This window comes from Agromyces sp. NPDC029043 (assembly GCF_055564615.1).
The window spans coordinates 581,021-598,447 of sequence record NZ_JBVHVX010000001.1 but is presented as its reverse complement, the minus strand read 5'-3'; the positions used below and the strand labels follow the sequence as shown (position 1 = coordinate 598,447).

19 protein-coding genes and 1 tRNA gene are annotated in these 17,427 nt (G+C 67.2%); 12 read left to right on the top strand and 8 right to left on the bottom strand.

The window, feature by feature from the left end; genetic code table 11:
• Window positions 1–91: 91 nt before the first annotated feature.
• The gene (locus tag ACZ4TW_RS02855) at window positions 92–355 is read left to right on the top strand and encodes an SHOCT domain-containing protein (RefSeq protein WP_465539925.1); all 264 of its coding nucleotides are present in this window, start codon (window positions 92–94) and stop codon (window positions 353–355) included.
• A 24-nt stretch (window positions 356–379) separates the two neighbouring features.
• Here ACZ4TW_RS02855 and ACZ4TW_RS02850 read toward each other — a convergent pair whose 3' ends face one another.
• From ACZ4TW_RS02850 to ACZ4TW_RS02835, 4 genes are all read right to left on the bottom strand, one after another.
• Window positions 380–877, bottom strand: coding sequence for an SRPBCC family protein (locus ACZ4TW_RS02850; protein WP_465539924.1), 498 nt, complete (start codon window positions 875–877; stop codon window positions 380–382).
• 62 nt (window positions 878–939) lie between these two features.
• A complete protein-coding gene (locus tag ACZ4TW_RS02845) occupies window positions 940–1,461 on the bottom strand; it encodes an AAA family ATPase (protein ID WP_465539922.1) in 522 nt (173 codons plus the stop codon).
• A 13-nt stretch (window positions 1,462–1,474) separates the two neighbouring features.
• Window positions 1,475–3,028, bottom strand: coding sequence for an ABC transporter permease (locus ACZ4TW_RS02840; protein ID WP_465539918.1), 1,554 nt, complete (start codon window positions 3,026–3,028; stop codon window positions 1,475–1,477).
• Window positions 3,025–3,690, bottom strand: coding sequence for an ATP-binding cassette domain-containing protein (locus tag ACZ4TW_RS02835; protein ID WP_465539915.1), 666 nt, complete (start codon window positions 3,688–3,690; stop codon window positions 3,025–3,027). Before ACZ4TW_RS02835 ends, ACZ4TW_RS02840 begins: the two co-directional genes overlap by 4 nt.
• Window positions 3,691–3,901: 211 nt before the next feature.
• Between ACZ4TW_RS02835 and ACZ4TW_RS02830 the strand changes: the two genes are divergently transcribed.
• Window positions 3,902–4,246 carry a heavy-metal-associated domain-containing protein gene (locus ACZ4TW_RS02830; RefSeq protein WP_465539913.1) on the top strand — a complete coding sequence of 115 codons (345 nt, stop codon included), beginning with the start codon at window positions 3,902–3,904 and terminating at the stop codon, window positions 4,244–4,246.
• A gap of 769 nt (window positions 4,247–5,015) precedes the next feature.
• Complete coding sequence (locus ACZ4TW_RS02825) at window positions 5,016–7,478, top strand: heavy metal translocating P-type ATPase (RefSeq protein ID WP_465539911.1); 2,463 nt, start codon at window positions 5,016–5,018, stop codon at window positions 7,476–7,478.
• A 39-nt stretch (window positions 7,479–7,517) separates the two neighbouring features.
• On the opposite strand, the gene ACZ4TW_RS02820 is transcribed toward ACZ4TW_RS02825, so the two are convergent.
• Entirely contained in the window at window positions 7,518–8,189 is a 672-nt protein-coding gene (locus ACZ4TW_RS02820; protein WP_465539909.1) for a M23 family metallopeptidase, read from the bottom strand.
• 383 nt (window positions 8,190–8,572) lie between these two features.
• Here ACZ4TW_RS02820 and ACZ4TW_RS02815 point away from each other — a divergent pair, with 383 nt between their 5' ends.
• From ACZ4TW_RS02815 to ACZ4TW_RS02800, 4 genes are all read left to right on the top strand, one after another.
• On the top strand, window positions 8,573–9,028 hold the full coding sequence (locus ACZ4TW_RS02815; protein ID WP_465539908.1) for a universal stress protein: 456 nt from the start codon (window positions 8,573–8,575) through the stop codon (window positions 9,026–9,028).
• Between the two features lie 177 nt (window positions 9,029–9,205).
• A complete protein-coding gene (locus ACZ4TW_RS02810; RefSeq protein ID WP_310519352.1) occupies window positions 9,206–9,610 on the top strand; it encodes a hypothetical protein in 405 nt (134 codons plus the stop codon).
• 84 nt (window positions 9,611–9,694) lie between these two features.
• The gene (locus ACZ4TW_RS02805; RefSeq protein ID WP_465539905.1) at window positions 9,695–10,516 is read left to right on the top strand and encodes a DUF305 domain-containing protein; all 822 of its coding nucleotides are present in this window, start codon (window positions 9,695–9,697) and stop codon (window positions 10,514–10,516) included.
• Window positions 10,513–10,740, top strand: a complete 228-nt coding sequence (locus tag ACZ4TW_RS02800) for a hypothetical protein (protein ID WP_465539903.1) — start codon at window positions 10,513–10,515, stop codon at window positions 10,738–10,740. The genes ACZ4TW_RS02805 and ACZ4TW_RS02800 overlap by 4 nt, the downstream gene beginning before the upstream one ends.
• Before the next feature lie 31 nt (window positions 10,741–10,771).
• On the opposite strand, the gene ACZ4TW_RS02795 is transcribed toward ACZ4TW_RS02800, so the two are convergent.
• Window positions 10,772–11,431, bottom strand: a complete 660-nt coding sequence (locus tag ACZ4TW_RS02795) for a DUF305 domain-containing protein (protein ID WP_465539902.1) — start codon at window positions 11,429–11,431, stop codon at window positions 10,772–10,774.
• A gap of 242 nt (window positions 11,432–11,673) precedes the next feature.
• On the opposite strand from ACZ4TW_RS02795, the gene ACZ4TW_RS02790 reads away from it, so the two are divergent.
• Both ACZ4TW_RS02790 and ACZ4TW_RS02785 read left to right on the top strand, forming a co-directional pair.
• A complete protein-coding gene (locus ACZ4TW_RS02790) occupies window positions 11,674–12,078 on the top strand; it encodes a four-helix bundle copper-binding protein (protein ID WP_465539901.1) in 405 nt (134 codons plus the stop codon).
• Window positions 12,079–12,598: 520 nt separating this feature from the next.
• Window positions 12,599–13,012, top strand: coding sequence for an SRPBCC family protein (locus ACZ4TW_RS02785; protein ID WP_465539900.1), 414 nt, complete (start codon window positions 12,599–12,601; stop codon window positions 13,010–13,012).
• 64 nt (window positions 13,013–13,076) lie between these two features.
• Here the strand turns inward: ACZ4TW_RS02785 and ACZ4TW_RS02780 are convergent, their stop codons facing one another.
• Both ACZ4TW_RS02780 and ACZ4TW_RS02775 read right to left on the bottom strand, forming a co-directional pair.
• Window positions 13,077–13,508, bottom strand: coding sequence for a hypothetical protein (locus ACZ4TW_RS02780; RefSeq protein WP_465539898.1), 432 nt, complete (start codon window positions 13,506–13,508; stop codon window positions 13,077–13,079).
• Between the two features lie 72 nt (window positions 13,509–13,580).
• Complete coding sequence (locus tag ACZ4TW_RS02775; protein WP_465539896.1) at window positions 13,581–14,192, bottom strand: hypothetical protein; 612 nt, start codon at window positions 14,190–14,192, stop codon at window positions 13,581–13,583.
• Between the two features lie 193 nt (window positions 14,193–14,385).
• On the opposite strand from ACZ4TW_RS02775, the gene ACZ4TW_RS02770 reads away from it, so the two are divergent.
• The 3 genes from ACZ4TW_RS02770 to ACZ4TW_RS02760 all read left to right on the top strand — a co-directional run.
• Window positions 14,386–15,003, top strand: a complete 618-nt coding sequence (locus tag ACZ4TW_RS02770) for a hypothetical protein (RefSeq protein WP_465539894.1) — start codon at window positions 14,386–14,388, stop codon at window positions 15,001–15,003.
• A 248-nt stretch (window positions 15,004–15,251) separates the two neighbouring features.
• A tRNA-Gly gene (locus ACZ4TW_RS02765) sits at window positions 15,252–15,323 on the top strand.
• 817 nt (window positions 15,324–16,140) lie between these two features.
• The coding region (locus ACZ4TW_RS02760) for an MFS transporter (RefSeq protein ID WP_465539893.1) at window positions 16,141–17,427 on the top strand (1,287 nt) is incomplete at its 3' end.

Below are 17,427 nucleotides of genomic sequence, written 5' to 3'. Positions count from 1 at the left end.
GGCATCGGAGGCCCTAGGACCCTTCTGGGCACAGTCCCGACCGGCTTGACTTGGCCATGTCGCCGTTCGATCCGAGAGGTGGGCAGGGCTGATGATGTGGGACTACGGGTACGGGGCCTGGTGGATGTGGATCCCGGGCGTGCTCATCCCGCTGCTGATCGTGGCGGGGATCGTGGTCGCGATCGTCTTGGCCGTGCGCGCGACCAGGTCGGGAGGCCAGACCCCCGGCGGGCCGGGCCAGGTCGAGTCCGACTCGGCGCGGCGGATCCTCGAGGATCGACTTGCGCGCGGCGAGATCACACCGGATCAGTTCCGCGAGCTGATCGAGACGTTGGAGTCGGGTCGTCACACGTGAATTCGGTCGCAGCGACCGCAGGGATCACGCGGTGAAGCGCGCGACCGCTGCGTCTCGCATCTGGCGCACGCACCATCGGGCGTACATCCGTCCGCCGATCACGCCGAGCCAACGGTTCCGCTCGGGCCGGTCGTAGCCGATCCACGCCGTCAGCGCGCATCCGTCGGGATGCGGGTCGATCCGAAACCCCATGGCGTAGTCGCCGATCACGACGAGATGCTCCTCAACCGTCTGCCACGTCTTCGAGCGTGGCGGTATGCGTTCCACCACGACCTCGTCGACGAAGAGCCTCAGCCCGAAGGCGGTGCCTCCCATGCGGATGCGCGAACCGACCTCACGCCCGCCGCCGGCATCGAGTTCGAGGCTCATCTCCCCGCCGCCCATCATTGGTGAACTGCTGGATCCCATGTGACCGGCGAGCGAACGGTGGTCGTCGAGGTATCCGAAGACCTCGTCCATGCCTGCGGCGAGCACGGCCGAGGCTTCCTCGTGGAAGTGGTGCTTCCTCAGCGTCTGGATCATGCTCTCGTCATACCGCAATCCCGGCGCCGCGCCGAGGTCGTTCGTCCCTCCGCGTTCCGTGGTCAGAGTCGGGCGAGGATCCAGTCGACCCGCTCGGTCGGCGGAAGGACCGGCACCGACTCGACCGGCATGTCGAGCTCGCGATACACGCCCCCGAGCAGCTGGTGGATGCGGTGCTGCGCTTCAGCGTCCTCGGTACGGGCGTAGTCGGCGGCGAGCGGGAGCAGGTCGAGGAGGAACACCTTGCGATACGACGCCCGCCGCAAAGCCTCGACGAGCTCCCTATCGGGTTCGAGGTCCAGGAACCGGAGGTATGCCAGGGAATCGGGCAGGGCGCGGTCGAGGAACACGAGCGCGTCGGGGTCGAGTTCGGCTTCCTGCGCGATCTGCATCGTGGCAACGCCCCGTTGGAACTCGAGCTGGCGGCTGCGGATCTCGTCGACGGATCGGCCCCCGAGGCGCTGGAGGTCGATGTAGTGCCGGGCGTGCTCGATCGTGGTCGTGTATCCGCGCTCGCGCAGCAGCGTGACCGTGGTCGTCTTGCCGGAACTCGGCCCACCCGTGAGCACGTACCAGTTCGTCACCCGATTCCCCATTTCACCGGCCGGCCTGCACCGCACGATGCTGCATGCGCACGTGCTTGGGATGGTGCGGTGCCCGGTGGGCCACTCGCGTGCGGGCGACGAAGATCAAGCCGACGACGAGGCCGAGTCCAAGCACCCACGTGAGGCCGATCGACAGCCCCACCCACTCGTCGAAGGTCTCGGTGAGCCCGGCGTCGATGAGCAAGCGGTACGGTCCGTAGCCCGGCAGCAGGAGTGCCGGTCCGGGTGGTTCGAGCCTGAGCATCGGGCTCTGCGTGATGCCGAGGTCGAGGAACGGCACGACGAACGCGATCAGCACCCCGCTGACGCGGTCGAGCAGGAATCCGAGACACATTCCGAACAGCGCGTAGACGATCGCGAGCAGCAGCATCCCACCGATGAACGCGCCCCACTGCTCGGCCGGGAAGACCAGCGCGGTCACGACCAGCGACGCGGTCGTGGTCACGAGGACCGCGACGGCGACCTCCCCGAACCGGCCGGCCAGCAGCGCGGACCGGTGCAACCCGCTGAGGACGAGCCTCCGGTCGCCGTCGCGAGCATTCAGCGCGATGAACAGTCCGGCGACCGTGGCGAGGGATGCCACGGCGATGGGCGCCATGGTTCCGGCGTGGGTGTCTGGGAGCCAGTAGCGCAGGTCCACCGTCCGTCCGTCATCGATCACCCGCATGACCGCGTACTGCTCCTCGGTGATCAGCTTGGACAGCCAGATGAAGATCACCGGGACCGTCACGAGCAGGACCCACAGCGCCGGATTCCGCCCGTACTCTCGCACACCGAGACGGAACGCGGTACCCGCCTGCCGCAGCCAGCCGGGGTGGCGCTCCGGGCGCCTCGCCCGCCCCACCCGCGTCGCGCGGGCCAAGAGCAGCCAGCTGCCGATCAGCGCGACAGCGACCCACAGCAGCGCCAGGCCCAGGTCGCCGAGCCGGCCGCCGTGACCGGACGGCAGGTCGACCATCCAGAGCGTGGTGAAATGCGTCGGCATCCAGCGGGTCAGCTCGACCCGGTCGGGTGAAGTCAGGGCCGGACCGAAGAAGACGTCGAGGATCCAGATCAGCAAGATCACGACGGTGCCGTTGACCGGGTCCCTGACGACGGCGCCGACAGCTGCGCCGATGCCCACGTAGATGGCCGCGAACATCAGCGTTCCCGCCGCCACCCGGAGCGGATCGTCCACGTCGGTTCGCAGGTAGAGCGTGGCGAGCGCGGCGGCCGATACGAACACCGCGATCAGCAGGCCGGTGGACAGGCGTGCGGCCACGAGCACCGAGACTCGGAGACCGGCGAGCACGAGTCGCCGGTCGGCTGAGCGGGCCTGTCTGGTCTGGAAGTACATCGCCAACGCGGCCAGGAACGCGGCCGCCCATCCGGTCGTGGCTGTCTCGACGGCGACACCGGTGCCACCGAGGAGCTCCGCGGCATCCGCCATCGGCTCTGCGGCGACCAGCACGAACACCACCGGCACGAGAACCAGGACGAGCAGGTTCACCGGGTTGCGCAGGTACTCCAGCAGGAACCGGCGGAGGAGCACCGGGAAGGCCGTCACTTCTCGACCGCCTTCCCGGCGGTGAGCTGCACGATGCGGTCGAACCGTTCCTCGTCGGCGATGAAGTGGCTGATCACGAGGACCGCCCGGCCCGACGCGCGGCGGCGGCCCATGAGGTCCCAGAATCGCACGTAGGTGTCCCAGTCGAACCCGGCGTACGGTTCATCGAGCATGAGGATGTCGGGGTCGGGCAGCATCGCCAGAGCAAGGTTCAGCTTCGCGAGGGTCCCACCGGACAGCCGGTCGGTCCGCATGCCGGCGTACCTTGCGAAATCGAGCTCCTCGTACAGCTCGGCTTGCGACCGCCGCCTCGCCTCGCGCGTCAGTCCGTACGCCACGCCGAACAGCTCGAAGTGCTCATCGCACGTCAGCCGGTCGAACACCACCGGACGCTGAGGACAGTAGCCCAGCGATCCACGCACGTCGACCTCGCCGGCATCCGCCGTCAAGAGGCCGACGAGGATCTGCATCAGGGTGGACTTGCCCGAACCGTTCTCCCCGACCAGTCCCAGCACCTCGCCCCGATGCAGGGTCACCGCCGCGCCGTCGAGCACCTGGTTCCGCCGACGGAACGGCCAGACGCCCTGACGGTACGCCTTGGAGACCTGGCTGGCCGAGAGGACAGGATCGGACAGGAGAGGCCCCGACGCCGATGCAGACATGCCGCTCCTCTCGAGGTCAGAAGTCAGGCCATTCGCTCGTCGAGAGCCAGACAAGCACCGAGACAGCGCTTCGGTCAGGGCCATTCGGCCCATCGGACCCAACGTCAGACGCGCGGCCCCGGTACCCCCATGGGGTAGTACGATCGCTACATCGGCAGCCCCCGCCTCGGCACGCCGCACTATGGCAGAACTCGATCGATTGGACTCCCTCGTGACCGCTTCAGCGTTCAGCGACCTCGGCCTGACGGCGAAGACCGACGGCTGCGCCTGCTGCTCCCCCGCGCACCAGACCGACACCGACGGTGTTCGCGGCACGAAGACCGACGCGATCGCCGGAACGGTGTCGGCCGAGTACTCGGTCGAGGGCATGACCTGCTCGCACTGCGCCAGCAGCGTGACCGAGGAGCTCACGGCAATCCCGGGTGTGCTCGACGTCAGCGTCGAACTGAACCGCGGTGTCGCATCGCAGGTGCGCATCATCAGCCGGCGCCCCGTCGAAGCACGTCTCGTGCAGGAGGCCGTCGAGGAGGCCGGCTACCGGCTCGCCTCCCGGTGACCCACCTGCGATCGACGTGCCAGCGGTAGTGAGCCCCGCGACGGCGGGGCCGTGGGCATAGCTAGGGAGGTAGTTCGGTACCATCCGCGGGCGTAGGGTGGCACCATCGACCGACAGGCGCGAAGTCGTGACGAGAGGGACTGGCTATGCGCAGCATCCGAGCACTCGTCACCGATCGCGTGCGCTCGGCCCGGGTGATCGTGGTACTCGTCGCCGCCACTGCGATTGTCGCCGGACTCCTCGCGATGCACAGCACGGGCGCTCAGCACGCTTCACATGCGGTGGTCGGCGGAACCGTTGCGGGTCAGCCCCACGGCGATGCACTCGCCGATTCACGCCCGGCCCCGGTCCCGGCGATCCTGGACACCCACTGCGCAGGCGACTGCAGCGTACCCGAACACGACCTCTTGGCTGCATGCGTACTGGCCTTGCTGGTCTTGCTGTTCCTGGTGACTCCGCCCGATCGACGATCGGCGTACATCGCCCTGCAGCCTGCGCCATGTTCGCGCGGACCCGCTGGCAGGCCGAGCCTGGTGCGTCCGCCATCGCTTCCAATGCTCTCCGTCAGTCGGACCTGATCCGCGTGGTCCGGTCGGGGCCGACGGCCGCTCGCTGCGAGCAGCACGATTTTCGGTTCCCACCGCTCCGCTTCCGAGAACCGTCGATCGACGGACCGGAGCAGCATCAGTAGGCACGGATCGCGACCTGCCGGGAGCGTGTGATCACGCCGGTGACTGGGACTCGCAATCCACTCAAGCGAGGAGCAATCGTGAAGCAACCAACCACATCAACCGTCGTGCTCGAGGTGTCGGGTGTGCACTGGGCATCATCCAAGTCGGTAGCCGAGTCGTATCTCTCTCGCCAGCCGGGCGTGCTCGCCGTCGAGGCCAACCCCGTCGCGCAGACCGCCAATGTCACCTTCGACCCGGATGTCACATCTGTGGCGAAGCTCCGCACGTGGGTGCGCCATTGCGGCTACCACTGCGCCGGCCAGTCAGTACCCGACCACATCTGCGACCCGGCCGACGATTCCAACGTCACGACCCGGCACCATGCCGGGCACGCCGGGCATGGCACGTCAGCTGACACCAGTGCGGGGGGAGCCCGCCACGCCGACCACGTGGCCCCGACGACCGCAGCGCCGCAAGCCGGCCACGCGGTGGCGCACAGCGCTGAGGAGATGATGGGCCACGGCGGTCATGCCGGCATGTCCATGGACGCGATGGTCCGAGACATGCGCAACCGGTTCCTGGTCGCGCTCATCCTCTCGATTCCGATCACGCTCTACTCGCCGATCGGACGCGACGTGCTCGGATTCGAGGCTCCAACTCCGTTCGGGCTGCGCGACGACGTGTTCTCGCTCATCTTGTCGTTGCCCGTCATCTTCTACTCCGCTTGGATCTTCTTCGACGGCGCATGGCGGGCGCTCCGCGCGCGGACGCTGGACATGATGGTCCTCGTCGCCGTCGGCGTCGGTGCCGGCTGGATCTACAGCGTCGTCGTGACACTGACAGGCGGCGGCGAGGTCTTCTACGAAGCCGCGACGGTGCTCGCCACCTTCGTCCTGCTCGGCCACTGGGTGGAGATGCGCGCCCGCGGCGGCGCGAACGACGCGATCCGGCGACTGCTCGAGCTGGCCCCGCCGCGCGCCGTGGTGATCCGTGGCGGCCGCGAGCTCGAAGTCCCCACCTCCGAGGTGGTGCCGGGCGACCTCATGCTGGTGCGACCCGGCGCGAAGGTCCCCACCGATGGCCAGGTCGAGGACGGCGAATCCGAGGTCGACGAGTCGATGGTCACCGGCGAGAGTATGCCGGTCGAGAAGGCCCCCGGCTCCGACGTGATCGGCGCCACCGTCAATACGGTCGGCACCCTTCGAGTGCGGGCGACGAAGGTGGGCGCCGACACGGCGCTCGCGCAGATCGTCGCGCTCGTGCAGGAGGCGCAGAACTCGAAGGCGCCCGGCCAAAGGCTGGCCGACAAGGCGGCGTTCTGGCTGGTGCTCGTCGCCCTGATCGGCGGAACGGGCACGTTCCTCGTCTGGCTCCTCGCCGGCGCCACGGTTCCGGAGGCGATCCTGTTCGCCATCACCGTCGTGGTCATCACCTGCCCGGACGCGCTCGGGCTTGCGACGCCGACCGCGATCATGGTCGGCACCGGACTCGGGGCCAAGCGGGGCGTGCTCTTCAAGAACGCGACCGGCATAGAAACCGCGGCTCGGATCGACACCGTCGTCCTCGACAAGACCGGAACGCTGACCAAGGGCGAACCGGAAGTCACCGACTACCAGTCGTTCGACATGGACGGCGACGAGCTGCTCGCCCTGGCGGCCGCGGCGGAACGCGAGTCGGAGCATCCGCTCGCCAAGGCGATCGTCAGGTACGCCGAGCAGGCAGGGGTTCCACGCCGTGCAGCCAGCTCGTTCAAGAACGTGACCGGGCAAGGTGCAACCGCCTCGGTTGATGGTCGCGCCATTCTCCTTGGCAACGGGCGGCTTCTCGAACAGGAGGGCGTCGACGCCGGCCCTGTCCTGACGACACAGCAGACGTGGGCAGAGGCAGGACGCACCGCCATCCTGATCGCAGTGGATGGGAAGGCGGTCGGGGTCATCGCCCTGGCCGACGCCCCCCGTGAGACCGCGAAGGCCGCGATCGACGCGCTCCACGAGGCAGGCGCCGAGGTGGCCATGCTGACCGGAGACAACCAGCCGACCGCCGAGCGGATCGCCGGCCTGCTGGGAATCGATACGGTGATCGCCGAGGTGCTGCCCGAGGACAAGAGCGCCAAGATCGCCGAACTGCAGCGCGCCGGTAAGAGGGTTGCCATGGTCGGCGACGGAGTGAACGACGCTCCTGCGCTCGCGCAGGCCGACCTCGGTGTCGCGATCGGTGCAGGCACGGATGTCGCGATCGAGACGGCCGACGTCGTCCTCATGAGGTCCGACCCGATGGATGTCGCGGTCGCCCTCCGAATCGGCAAGGGCACGCTGCGCAAGATGCGGCAGAACCTCGGATGGGCGATCGGCTACAACGCCATCGCGCTCCCCATCGCCGCCGGCGTGTTCTATCCCGCGTTCGGCATCATGCTCAGCCCCGAGATCGCGGCCATCACCATGTCGGGCTCGAGCGTCATCGTCGCCGTCAACGCACTGCTGCTCAAGCGGCTTCGCCTGCCCGCGCAACTCCCCGTTGCCGCAGACGAGGTTCCCGTCGCGCACCGGCAGCCGGTGGAGTAAGAACTCACGAGGGAGCGGATCTCTTCGGCATACGGTGGGTCAGCCGAGCCGGGCCGCCAACCAGGCGTAGCCGTCGAACCGAACACCGTCGATCCCGTACATCTCGAGGTGCAGGTGGGCGCCGGTGGACTGACCGGTCGACCCGATCGAGCCGATCTGCTGACCGGCGACAACAGCGTCACCGACGTCGACCAGGCGCGAACCGTAGCCCATGTGCGCGTACAGGCTGGTGATGGTCTCTCCGTCGACTTGGTGTTCGATCTCGATCATCACCCCGTAGCCGCCGCCGGCGTCCGTCGAGCTGATCACCGTTCCGGCCGCGACTGCCATCACCGGCGTGCCGTCGCCGGAGTTGAAGTCGACACCGTCGTGGTCGGTGGAGCATCCGCTGCACGGGGCGATCCTGGGACCGAACCTGTCGCTGATCCGATCGGGGTACAGCACCGGCCAGGCGACCGAGGTCAGCACGCCGACCGGAGCGGCCTGCACCTCCGCCACTTCGACGGGCGGAGGAGGAGGAGGAGGCGCCTCGACGGTGTAGCCATCGGTTTCGATGGTCGCCACGTCCACGGCGGCACTGACGTCAAGCGTCTGGGAGTCGAGGTTGTCGCTTCGAGCCGATGACGCAAAGGTGCTGCTCTGTGCCGGATCGGAACTGATGGCCAGGGCCGGCACGCTCGTCGTGACGAGGATGCCCCCAGCGAATGCCATCGCCCAGAGGGACCGAATTCCTCGCGCGGGCGTGCGCCGAGCGGCGCGTGACGCTGTTGTGCGGTGGGCAGTGCGATGCGTCGCTTCGGGGAGATCGCTTCTTCGGAGTCGAAACGGCGTCGTAGGGGGACCGGCCGCGCGGCGACCGCGTTGGGCATTGCTCATGGAGTGGGGTATCCAGTCGGGGGGCGGGGACCGGGGCAACGTACGTGCCGAACCTGAGTGTTCCGTGTTATCAGAACGTTATTTTCTTGCCCGCGGGTGGCCGTCCGCCCCGCCGGGTGCCGGCGCCCGTTGTGCGCCGGAGCCGAGCCTCGAGCAGTCGTCGAGGCGAAGGACCTTCGACATGCTCGGCCACGGTGGCTTCGGGAAAAATGATCTGCGTGACGAACCCGCAGGATGCCGCCGCACTCCCTGCCCCGCGTCGAATCGTCGTCGGGGTGGACGGCTCGGCACTCTCCCGGCGCGCATTGGAGTGGGCGGTGGCCGAGGCGCGGCTACGCTCTGCGGCGGTGCATGTGATCACCGCCTGGGAGTATCCGGCGGTGGTCGTCGGCATGGAGGGGACGCTCGACACGCGCGAGATCGAAGCAGGGGCACGACACGGCCTGGACGCGGCGCTTCGCCGGGTGCCACATTCGGACGTCGAGGTCACTTCAGAGGTCATCCAAGGTGGCGCCGCCCGAATCCTGATCGATGCGTCGGCGCGAGCCGACCTGCTGGTCGTCGGTTCCCGCGGACACGGCGGGTTCGTCGGACTGATGCTCGGCTCGGTATCGAGCCAGGTGGTCCATCACTCGATGTGTACCGTCGTCGTCGTACGAGGAGTGTCTGACTGAGGGCCCGCGAACCATTCCGGCTCCCGGGCGGACGCCCTGACTGATGGGATACTCTATGCCGGTATTCCGGCCCCGCCGCGCGACGAATCGGGAGGTGTCATGAGCCTGGACGCGATACGTCGTGCCGCCCTTCCCGGCTCCCGCACCATCCGCTCGACACTCCTCAGCGTCGTACTGATGACCGCAGTGGTCTTGGGCCTGGTCGCGATGCACGACTCCGGCGGCGAGCACCTCGCTCACGATGGCGCGTCCGTCGCCACGGAATCGGCCCCGCACGATGGGCATCTCGTCCACGCCGCGCCGTCTCCGACCGAGTCCGTCCCCATTGCTGCCCCCGTCCCTGTGTCCACGATGATCGCCGAGTGCGACACCTCCTGCATGGCGGACCTACTCGACTGCGCCGCGGTCGCGATGGCGTGCGCGATGATGATCGCGTTCGCGGTGGTGCTCGCGCTCGCCGCCCGACCCGCGATGTTCGCCCGGCTTCGCGATGCGGGGCGCGCGGTGCTCGCGGTGCTCCGTGACAGCGTTGCCGCACATCTCCAACCCGACCTGCACGTTCTCTCGATCAGCCGAACCTGATTCGCCGGTTCCGCTCGACCGCGCCACCGCGCGGGCAGCGCCCCCGATTCAGAGTCCAAGATTTCGAGAGAACGGATGTGACGCATGCGTACCGCACGCACTACCCTGACCGCCGCCACCGCCCTGGTCGCGGCGTTGACCCTCGCCGGCTGCGCGACCGGCCAGCAGAACCAGACCGAAGCACCCCCTGCCGCGAGTTCGCCGGCTGCAGAGGCGGAGTTCAACGACGCCGACGTGATGTTCGCGCAGATGATGATCCCCCATCACGAGCAGGCCATCGAGATGAGCGACAGCCTCCTCGAGAAGGACGGGGTCGACGAGCAGGTTCGTGACCTGGCACAGCAGATCAAGGACGCCCAGCAGCCCGAGATCGACCAGATGAAGGACTGGCTCGACGCGTGGGGCGAGGACGAGCTCGGCGACATGGGTGGCATGGACCACGACATGGGCGGTATGGGCGACGGCATGATGTCCGACGAGGACATGGCGCAGCTTGAGGACGCCTCCGGCGCAGAGGCATCCCGACTGTTCCTCGAGCAGATGATCCTTCATCACGAGGGCGCCATCCAGATGGCCGAGTACCAGGTGCAGGAGGGCGAGAACCCCGACGCCGTCGCCCTCGCCGAACGCATCGTCGAGGACCAGACCGAGACCTCGAGGCCGTGGAACTCGACGACGGACAGCTCCGCATCTACGGGCATGACGCTGCGGATGCCACGATCCTGGTCAGCGATGACAGCGGAAAGACCTGGGACCGGATGCCCTCCGTCCAGGCCCGAGACCTCGCCGTCGACCCCCAGCGACCCGACCGCCTTTATGCCACGACTGCCGAGGGTCTCCTGCGCAGCGACGATGCCGGGACCACCTTCGCTCCAGTCTCCGGCGCCCCGGCGCTGTTCCTGGTGACGATCACCGATGCCGGCGCGATCGTAGGCATCGATGTCGAGGGTGTGATTCACACCTTCGACGGGACGACCTGGACCGCGCACGGGCGCACCGACGGCACGCCGGAGGCGTTCGCGTACGTGGACGGTGCGGCGCCGTGGTTGCTCATCGCGGATCAGCGTGGTCTTGTCGCCACCGAGGACTACGGCGATACGGCGACAATCCTCCTACCGATGGCGGACTAAACCGGTCGAGGTGACCCGACGGCGGCGGGATTCACTCGGCGGGACACTCCCGGTCGGCCGAGCGCGTGAAGTCGGGCACCGCCCGAGCCTCGGCCTCCTCCGCGGTCGCCGCGATGCCGTTCTCCTCGATGTCGCGGATCAGCCAGTCCATCTCGTCGATCTCGCGGCGCTGCGCCTCGCTGATCGCGACGGCGAGCTCGCACACGCGGACGTCCTGGTTCTGGAACCGCTCCGCCCGGGTGATCGCCAGCGAGTGGTGCGGGATCATCGCGCGCATGAACGACGTGTCGTTCACCGTGACCTGGCTGCGGTCGAGGGCGATCCCGCCGCCGATGAGCAGTACGCTCGCCGCGATCACGGCGATGTTCCCCTTCGTGCTCCGGTACATGCCGAGCATCCAGACCAGCATGACCAACCCCATGGTGCCGCCCATGGTGATCGCCATGAAGATGCGGCTCTGGCTGAAGCGGATGTGCGTCCACTCCCATGAACCGGCGAACATCACGAAGTACATCACCACCATCGAGGTGAGGATCATCGCGGCGAAGCGCAGGTACATGTTGAGCGTTTGGCGCGACTGCTTCCCCTGATTCGTCTGCTCGTCATGATCCTTCTTTTCGTGCTGGTCGTCGGGGCCGTGCGAGCGCGCGTCCTCCGCCTGCCGGCTCGGGGTGTCCGGGTTCGCGGACATGGTTCCTCCTCCGTCGAGTCGTTCCATACGAGCGCACGGACGGCTGGGCCGTAAGCGCGTTGCAGCGTGTAGCGGAATCTGATAGCCCTCGGTATCGAGGCGGAGAGTTCCCGACGGGTGACCTTCGTCGGCAGTTCAAAGCCTTCCGAACGACGCGAGCGGGCTTGTCAAGCCCGTCGAAGCGCGCGACCGGCGTGACTAACGTCGCAGGCACGCCATTGACGTTGGAAGGAGACATCCATATGTCCACCACGAGCGAAATGCTGCGCACCTATCCCAAGGACCTCGGCGGAATCGACCAGGCGAAGCTCTCCGAATGCATCGCAGCCTGCATCGAATGCGCGCAGGCCTGCACCGCCTGCGCGGACGCGTGTCTCAGCGAAGACATGGTCGCGGAACTCACCAAGTGCATCCGCACGAATCTCGATTGCGCAGACCTCTGCGCGGCTACCGCGAACGTCCTATCGCGGCACACCGGCTACGACGCCAACCTCACGCGCGCAACGCTTGAAGCCTGCCGAAGCGCGTGCGCCTCGTGCGCCGGCGAATGCGAAACCCACGCCGACATGCACGAGCACTGCCGAATCTGTGCCGCCGCGTGCCGCCGCTGCGAGCAGGCCTGTGCCGAACTGCTTGCCAGCCTCTGACACCGGTCACAGGGTGTTGCCGCCCTATCGGAAGGACGTCTCCGATCGCCTAGTGGTCACTTAATGGTCACAAATTCGGCATCACAGTGGTTCACTCAAGCTCACACTTCCCCGTGATTCCGGGGTTCGTGGGCCCGAGTGAAGTCGAGTGAATCACTACTGGATAACTTCTGCTTCCCAAGCAGACAGCGCGGGTTCGATTCCCGTCATCGGCTCTTTACAAATTGCCTGATCAGACCCTCCTTCCATGCTCCGTCAGTGGGTACGCAATCCCACATAACGCACGGAAACAGTCCACGCGGATGCACCTCGACAGGTTCTCTGGTCTGATCAGGGATTTGGACTACTGCGGAGCCGCGACTCTCGATTGCAAAGTCGCTCTCGTAGTCACTTAATGGTCACAAATTCGAGCGGACCCCCGCCGTAGCGGCCGTCGCCGACGGTCATGCGCCTCGACTCATCGACTCGCCGCGGTGGGGCACTGATCGCTGTGACTGCCGAGTTCGAGTGCCGGACGCACGTGCCGACCGGCGTGCAGGAGACATTCGACCGCTCTCGGAGCATCGATCTTCACATGGCGTCCATGTCGCATTCGCGTGAGCGCGCGATCGACGGCGTCACATCAGGCCTGATCAGCGAGGGCGAAGAGGTCACCTGGCGGGCATGGCATTTCGGGGTACCGATCCGAATGACCAGCCGTGTCACCGCGATGACGGAACCGGAGTACTTCGTCGACGAGCAGGTGCGCGGTCCGTTCCGCTCGTTCCGGCACGAGCACGAGTTCCGACCGGACGGGTCCGGCACGCTGATGATCGATCGCGTGAAGTTCGACGCGCCACTTGGACCGCTCGGGACGATGGCGGAACTGGTGATCGGCCCCTACCTGTTCCGTCTCATCGAGAAGCGCAACGCACACATCGCGGCAGGCGACTGATCACGGCCCTCCCTCGACGCGGATCCTAGAGCCGGTCTCCGGGGACGGGGTTAGGCTCTCCTGGTCAGTTCGTCGGCCGGATCGGGGGCAGTGGCGCCTCGCCCCACCAGCCGAGCCCGTGGCGGTCGTAGACGAGCGAGTCCACGATCGACCCGAGGGGCTCGGCTACGGCGAGATCCGCGAACTCACGACCCGCCTCTTCAGGTGTTGGGCCGAACGCGGAGTCGGAGGTGAGCCAATGTTGGTACCAGAACGGGGGCCGTCCCTCCGTCGAGCTCGACGTGACTCGAACTCCGACCTTTGGACCCCACGGCGACTGGTAGATCAGGCAGTAGCCGTCGTCGAACGCCCACGCATCCTGAACGCTGACCTTCTGGCCTACCCCTGCCTCGTCGCCGAGGTGACGAAGGCATGACAGCAGCGCCCGCGGGCCCCATGCGTCGGGCCCCGATGCCTCCAAGCTCTTGACGAGCGCGCGGTGCTCCGGTGTGTACACGCGATCGATGGTAGCGACGCTCCCGATATCGGACCCGCCGCTGACGCACGGACGATCCCTTGGCGCGATGCTTCACCCTCCCGCGACACTTGCGTGCGAGATGGTGACGGCAGCTCGCGGCGCCGCTCGCTCGATGAAGACGACTGAGCCGGCGAGGAGAAGTACTGGCACCCCCAGAACGGCGATGGTGATCGGGGCATGGCCCTCGAAGATGAGTGCGAAGACCACGCCGGCTGCAGTGATGACAAGACCGGCACATAAGGCGATGAGGGATACGGCGACCAGCGTGCCGCGGTACGCAAGAACCGCGACGATGCCGCCGAGCACGGCGTACGCCGCTGAATGCCACGCAAAGCTTGGCGCCGCACCGACGAGTATGATCAGGCCGACTTGGATCGCCATCGCACTCCCGGCGAAGATGGCCCCGACGGCCAGCGGTGCACGGTCCGCCGTACGTCGGCCGCCCAAGAAAGCAGGCACGGAACTGATCGCACCGTAAGCGGCGGAGAGGGCGGCACCAATCAAGATGACGTGAACGGCGAACCAATAGTCCTGACTGATCGCCATCCATACGACCGAGATGCACCCGCCGACGAGCGCACCCCACGCCGCATTCCTCGCGGCAAACCAACCCAAGGAGCCGCGAACGGCAGTCCCCCTTCGGAGGCGCAGCGGCTCGGTCACGTCCATATTGTGCCGGGTTAGCAGGGGTGCCCGGTAGCCGGTGTGTTCGGAGGAGCAGCCCGTTGGCGGCCTGCGTCTGTTGTGAGGCAGGCTGGGGAGGTGCCCGCTATCAACCAGAGAGCCGCGTTGGCCGCAGACCCGGACACCGAGGCGTCGATCCTGCGGGCGCTCGCATCCGACGCCTTTCCGAAGGGTGCGCGAGGCCGTCGCCAGCAATCCTGCGACCGCTGCCGATGCGCTGGAGATGCTGGTCGCTGATCCGAAACCCATAGTGCGCTGGGCGGTCGCGACGAACCCCAGCCCGCTCGCGCGGCCCATCGCGATCGCCGCGTCAGATCCGCACACGCGCGAACTGGCGGCCGCCCGCGATGATCTCGACTCCGAAGACCTCAACCGGCTGGTCAATGATCCGGTCCGAAGTGTCCGGCTGCAAGTGGCCAATCTGACGACCGACGCCGAGCTCGCACGCCGAATTGCCCGGGATGCGGATCCACAGATGCGCGCCATGATCATCCACAACCACGTCCTGCCGGACACCGATGTAGAACGGCTCGCACACGACCCGGTGGCCGCGGTTCGTTCGTCCGCTGCAACGTCCCGGCGGCTACAGCCCGAGACGCTGACAACCTTAGCGACCGACAAGTCCGCGGTGGTGCGGTGGCACCTGCTCGTGAAGAATCCCGAGCGGATCGATCTCGCACGCGTGATCGCCAAGGACTCCGACGAGATGAATTCCAACCAGGCGAAGGCGCAACTCGCGGACCCCCGGCAGTTCACAGCCTTCCTTGGGCCCACCGACCTGGTCGAGTAGCCGACGGCACGCACCGGACCGTCGGCGACGCATGCACGCCCCAATTCGCGTCACGATCGGCGGATGCGCGGCGTCATCTGCTTGCGCCATGCGAGACTCGTCGAAGACGCTGAGGGAGCGACTCGGATCTCGCATCCGCGGCACTCAAGGCGCCTTCGTAGTCACTTAATAGTCACAAAATCGAGATCACGTTGGTTCACTCGAGTTCACACTTCCCCGAGTTTCCGGGGCTGATGAGCCTGAGTGAAGCCGAGTGAATCACTACTGGATAACTTCTGCTTCCCAAGCAGACAGCGCGGGTTCGATTCCCGTCATCGGCTCTTCGCAAAAAAGACCAGATCTGCCACTTTTCCCGCGTCGATATCGATGGACGTCGATTCGATTTGTTTCCGTCTGATCACGGTTAACTCACGCTTAATGATTCAGTTTGTTCTCGTGAGCGACCCCAGCTCCACTCTGCTGCCGCACGTCTGATCTCCTCTGACCGCGACCGCGATGAGCCGGTGATGAGCCCTGAGCGTCCCCATCGCCGTCCCGTACTGAATCGCATGTCGAACGAAGCTCAGGCCGAATTAGCGAAGCGTTCACCACGACCCGGTGTAACGGGAGGTCCGCGAGGATCTCGCGGCGCGAATGTGGGGCACCCGGGCAGCGCTGGGCGACGCGCCCCACCGAGCCAGCCTTGATCCGCCGGGACTGCGGAGCCCATACCCACGCCCTAGGGTCGCCGCGGCGCCGATCGGGGTGAAGCCCGTGTATGCACGTCGGTACGGGCTCGTCGGCGCGAGCGCCGGACTCGGCGCCCAGTCGTCCGGCTGCCTGCATCAACCGCACCTGCCGCCATTGGCATCAGCGGTGGTGATGGAGACCATCATCGATCGCAGCTTCACCGGGACGCGAGTGTTGGGATTGACTCGATAGCACGCCGCTCAGCGCCGCGCGCGTGATTGGAGTCACTCGTGTCATCGCCGTCCGACCACAGGACCGCCCCCGTCCCAGTTCCCTGCGTGTAGACGCTGCACGAGACCCGGAGCCGGTGTCCGCCTCTCCGGGCAGGCCTGCCGTCGCCGGTGATGCGCCGGCACCGCGACTGGCCGGGTCATCCCTGCCGCCACCACCAGAGTCAGAGGAGTCTCAATGACGAACACCTCAGTCCAAGCCGAACCAGAAACGCGTCGGGCCGGTACGCCCCAAGCCGTGCTGCTGCTTGCCGGCAGTTGCATGCCCGTGCTCGGCTCGGTGCTGCTCACTCCGATCCTGCCCCAGCTGTCCGACGAGTTCGCCGAAGTGCCCGGTTCGGAGGTCCTCGTCCCGCTTGTCGTCGCCGTTCCGGCCCTCATGATCGCTCTCTTCGCGCCCTTCGCGGGACAGGTCGTCGACCGGGTCGGCCGGAAGGCGTTGCTGATCTTCGCCATGTTCGCGTACTCGCTTGTCGGAATCGCCCCGGTCTTCCTCGACAGCCTCCCGGCGATCTTGGCGACTCGAGTGGGTGTGGGCATCGCCGAGGCCGCCATCATGACCGTGTGCACGACGCTGATCGCCGACTATTGGCGCGAGCCCGACCGGCGGGCGAAGTACCTCGGGTTGCAGACCGTGGTCACGACTCTGGCGGCGACCGCGTTCATCGCAATCGGGGGCGCGGCCGGCGCGGCCGGGGCGCGGACGCCGTTCTGGATCTACCTCGCCGCCTCGATCATCGCCGTGCCGATGCTGTTCCTGCTGTGGGAGCCGAGCAAGCCGGATACCACTGACGAGCGTCGGGTCAGGCCGAAGGCGCCGATCCCCTGGCGTCGCCTTGCCCTGCCGCTGGTCGTCGCCCTGTTCGGCGGGCTGGCGTTCTACGTGCTCATCATCGAGACCAGCTACCTCCTCGTCGGCGCCGGCGTCGCGCCGACCGACACGCTGACGATCGGCGGCATCGCCGCCATCGCGTCCCTCGCGACTGCAGCCGGCGCGTTCACGTTCTCCCGGATCGCCCGGGTCGGTGCGAACGTGCTGCTCCCCACCGCGTTCGGCCTCCAAGCCATCGGCATGATCGTCATCTGGCTGGTCCAAACCGTTCCCGGCGTCGCAGCGGGCGCCATCGTCGGCGGCGCCGGCTCGGGCCTGCTCCTGCCGACCATGCTGACTTGGGCGCTGTCCACGATCCGCTTCGAGGAGCGTGGCAGAGCCACCGGCCTGTGGACTTCCGCGTTCTTCCTCGGCCAATTCCTCACGCCGATCGTCATGGGCGTGCTGGTGGCCGCGACCGGTGGCCTTCCCGCGGCCGTCGGCGTTGTCGGCGCCGCTTGCGCGGCGGCGGCCCTGGTCCTCGGGGGGGGGGGCCACCGCCCCAGACCCCCCCCCCCCCCCCCCAAAAACCCCAAAAAAAGCCGCCCCGTGTGCCGTTCCCCCCCCCGCCGTTTTTTCCCCTCCCCCAGCCCC

What these genes read in the sequence shown, in the direction of transcription:
- ACZ4TW_RS02855 (WP_465539925.1), top strand. Translation starts at nt 92, where the DNA reads ATGATGTGGGACTACGGGTACGGGGCCTGGTGGATGTGGATCCCGGGC.
- ACZ4TW_RS02850 (WP_465539924.1), bottom strand. Translation starts at nt 877, where the DNA reads ATGATCCAGACGCTGAGGAAGCACCACTTCCACGAGGAAGCCTCGGCC.
- ACZ4TW_RS02835 (WP_465539915.1), bottom strand. Translation starts at nt 3,690, where the DNA reads ATGTCTGCATCGGCGTCGGGGCCTCTCCTGTCCGATCCTGTCCTCTCG.
- ACZ4TW_RS02820 (WP_465539909.1), bottom strand. Translation starts at nt 8,189, where the DNA reads ATGGCATTCGCTGGGGGCATCCTCGTCACGACGAGCGTGCCGGCCCTG.
- ACZ4TW_RS02810 (WP_310519352.1), top strand. Translation starts at nt 9,206, where the DNA reads ATGACCGCAGTGGTCTTGGGCCTGGTCGCGATGCACGACTCCGGCGGC.
- ACZ4TW_RS02805 (WP_465539905.1), top strand. Translation starts at nt 9,695, where the DNA reads ATGCGTACCGCACGCACTACCCTGACCGCCGCCACCGCCCTGGTCGCG.
- ACZ4TW_RS02795 (WP_465539902.1), bottom strand. Translation starts at nt 11,431, where the DNA reads ATGTCCGCGAACCCGGACACCCCGAGCCGGCAGGCGGAGGACGCGCGC.
- ACZ4TW_RS02790 (WP_465539901.1), top strand. Translation starts at nt 11,674, where the DNA reads ATGTCCACCACGAGCGAAATGCTGCGCACCTATCCCAAGGACCTCGGC.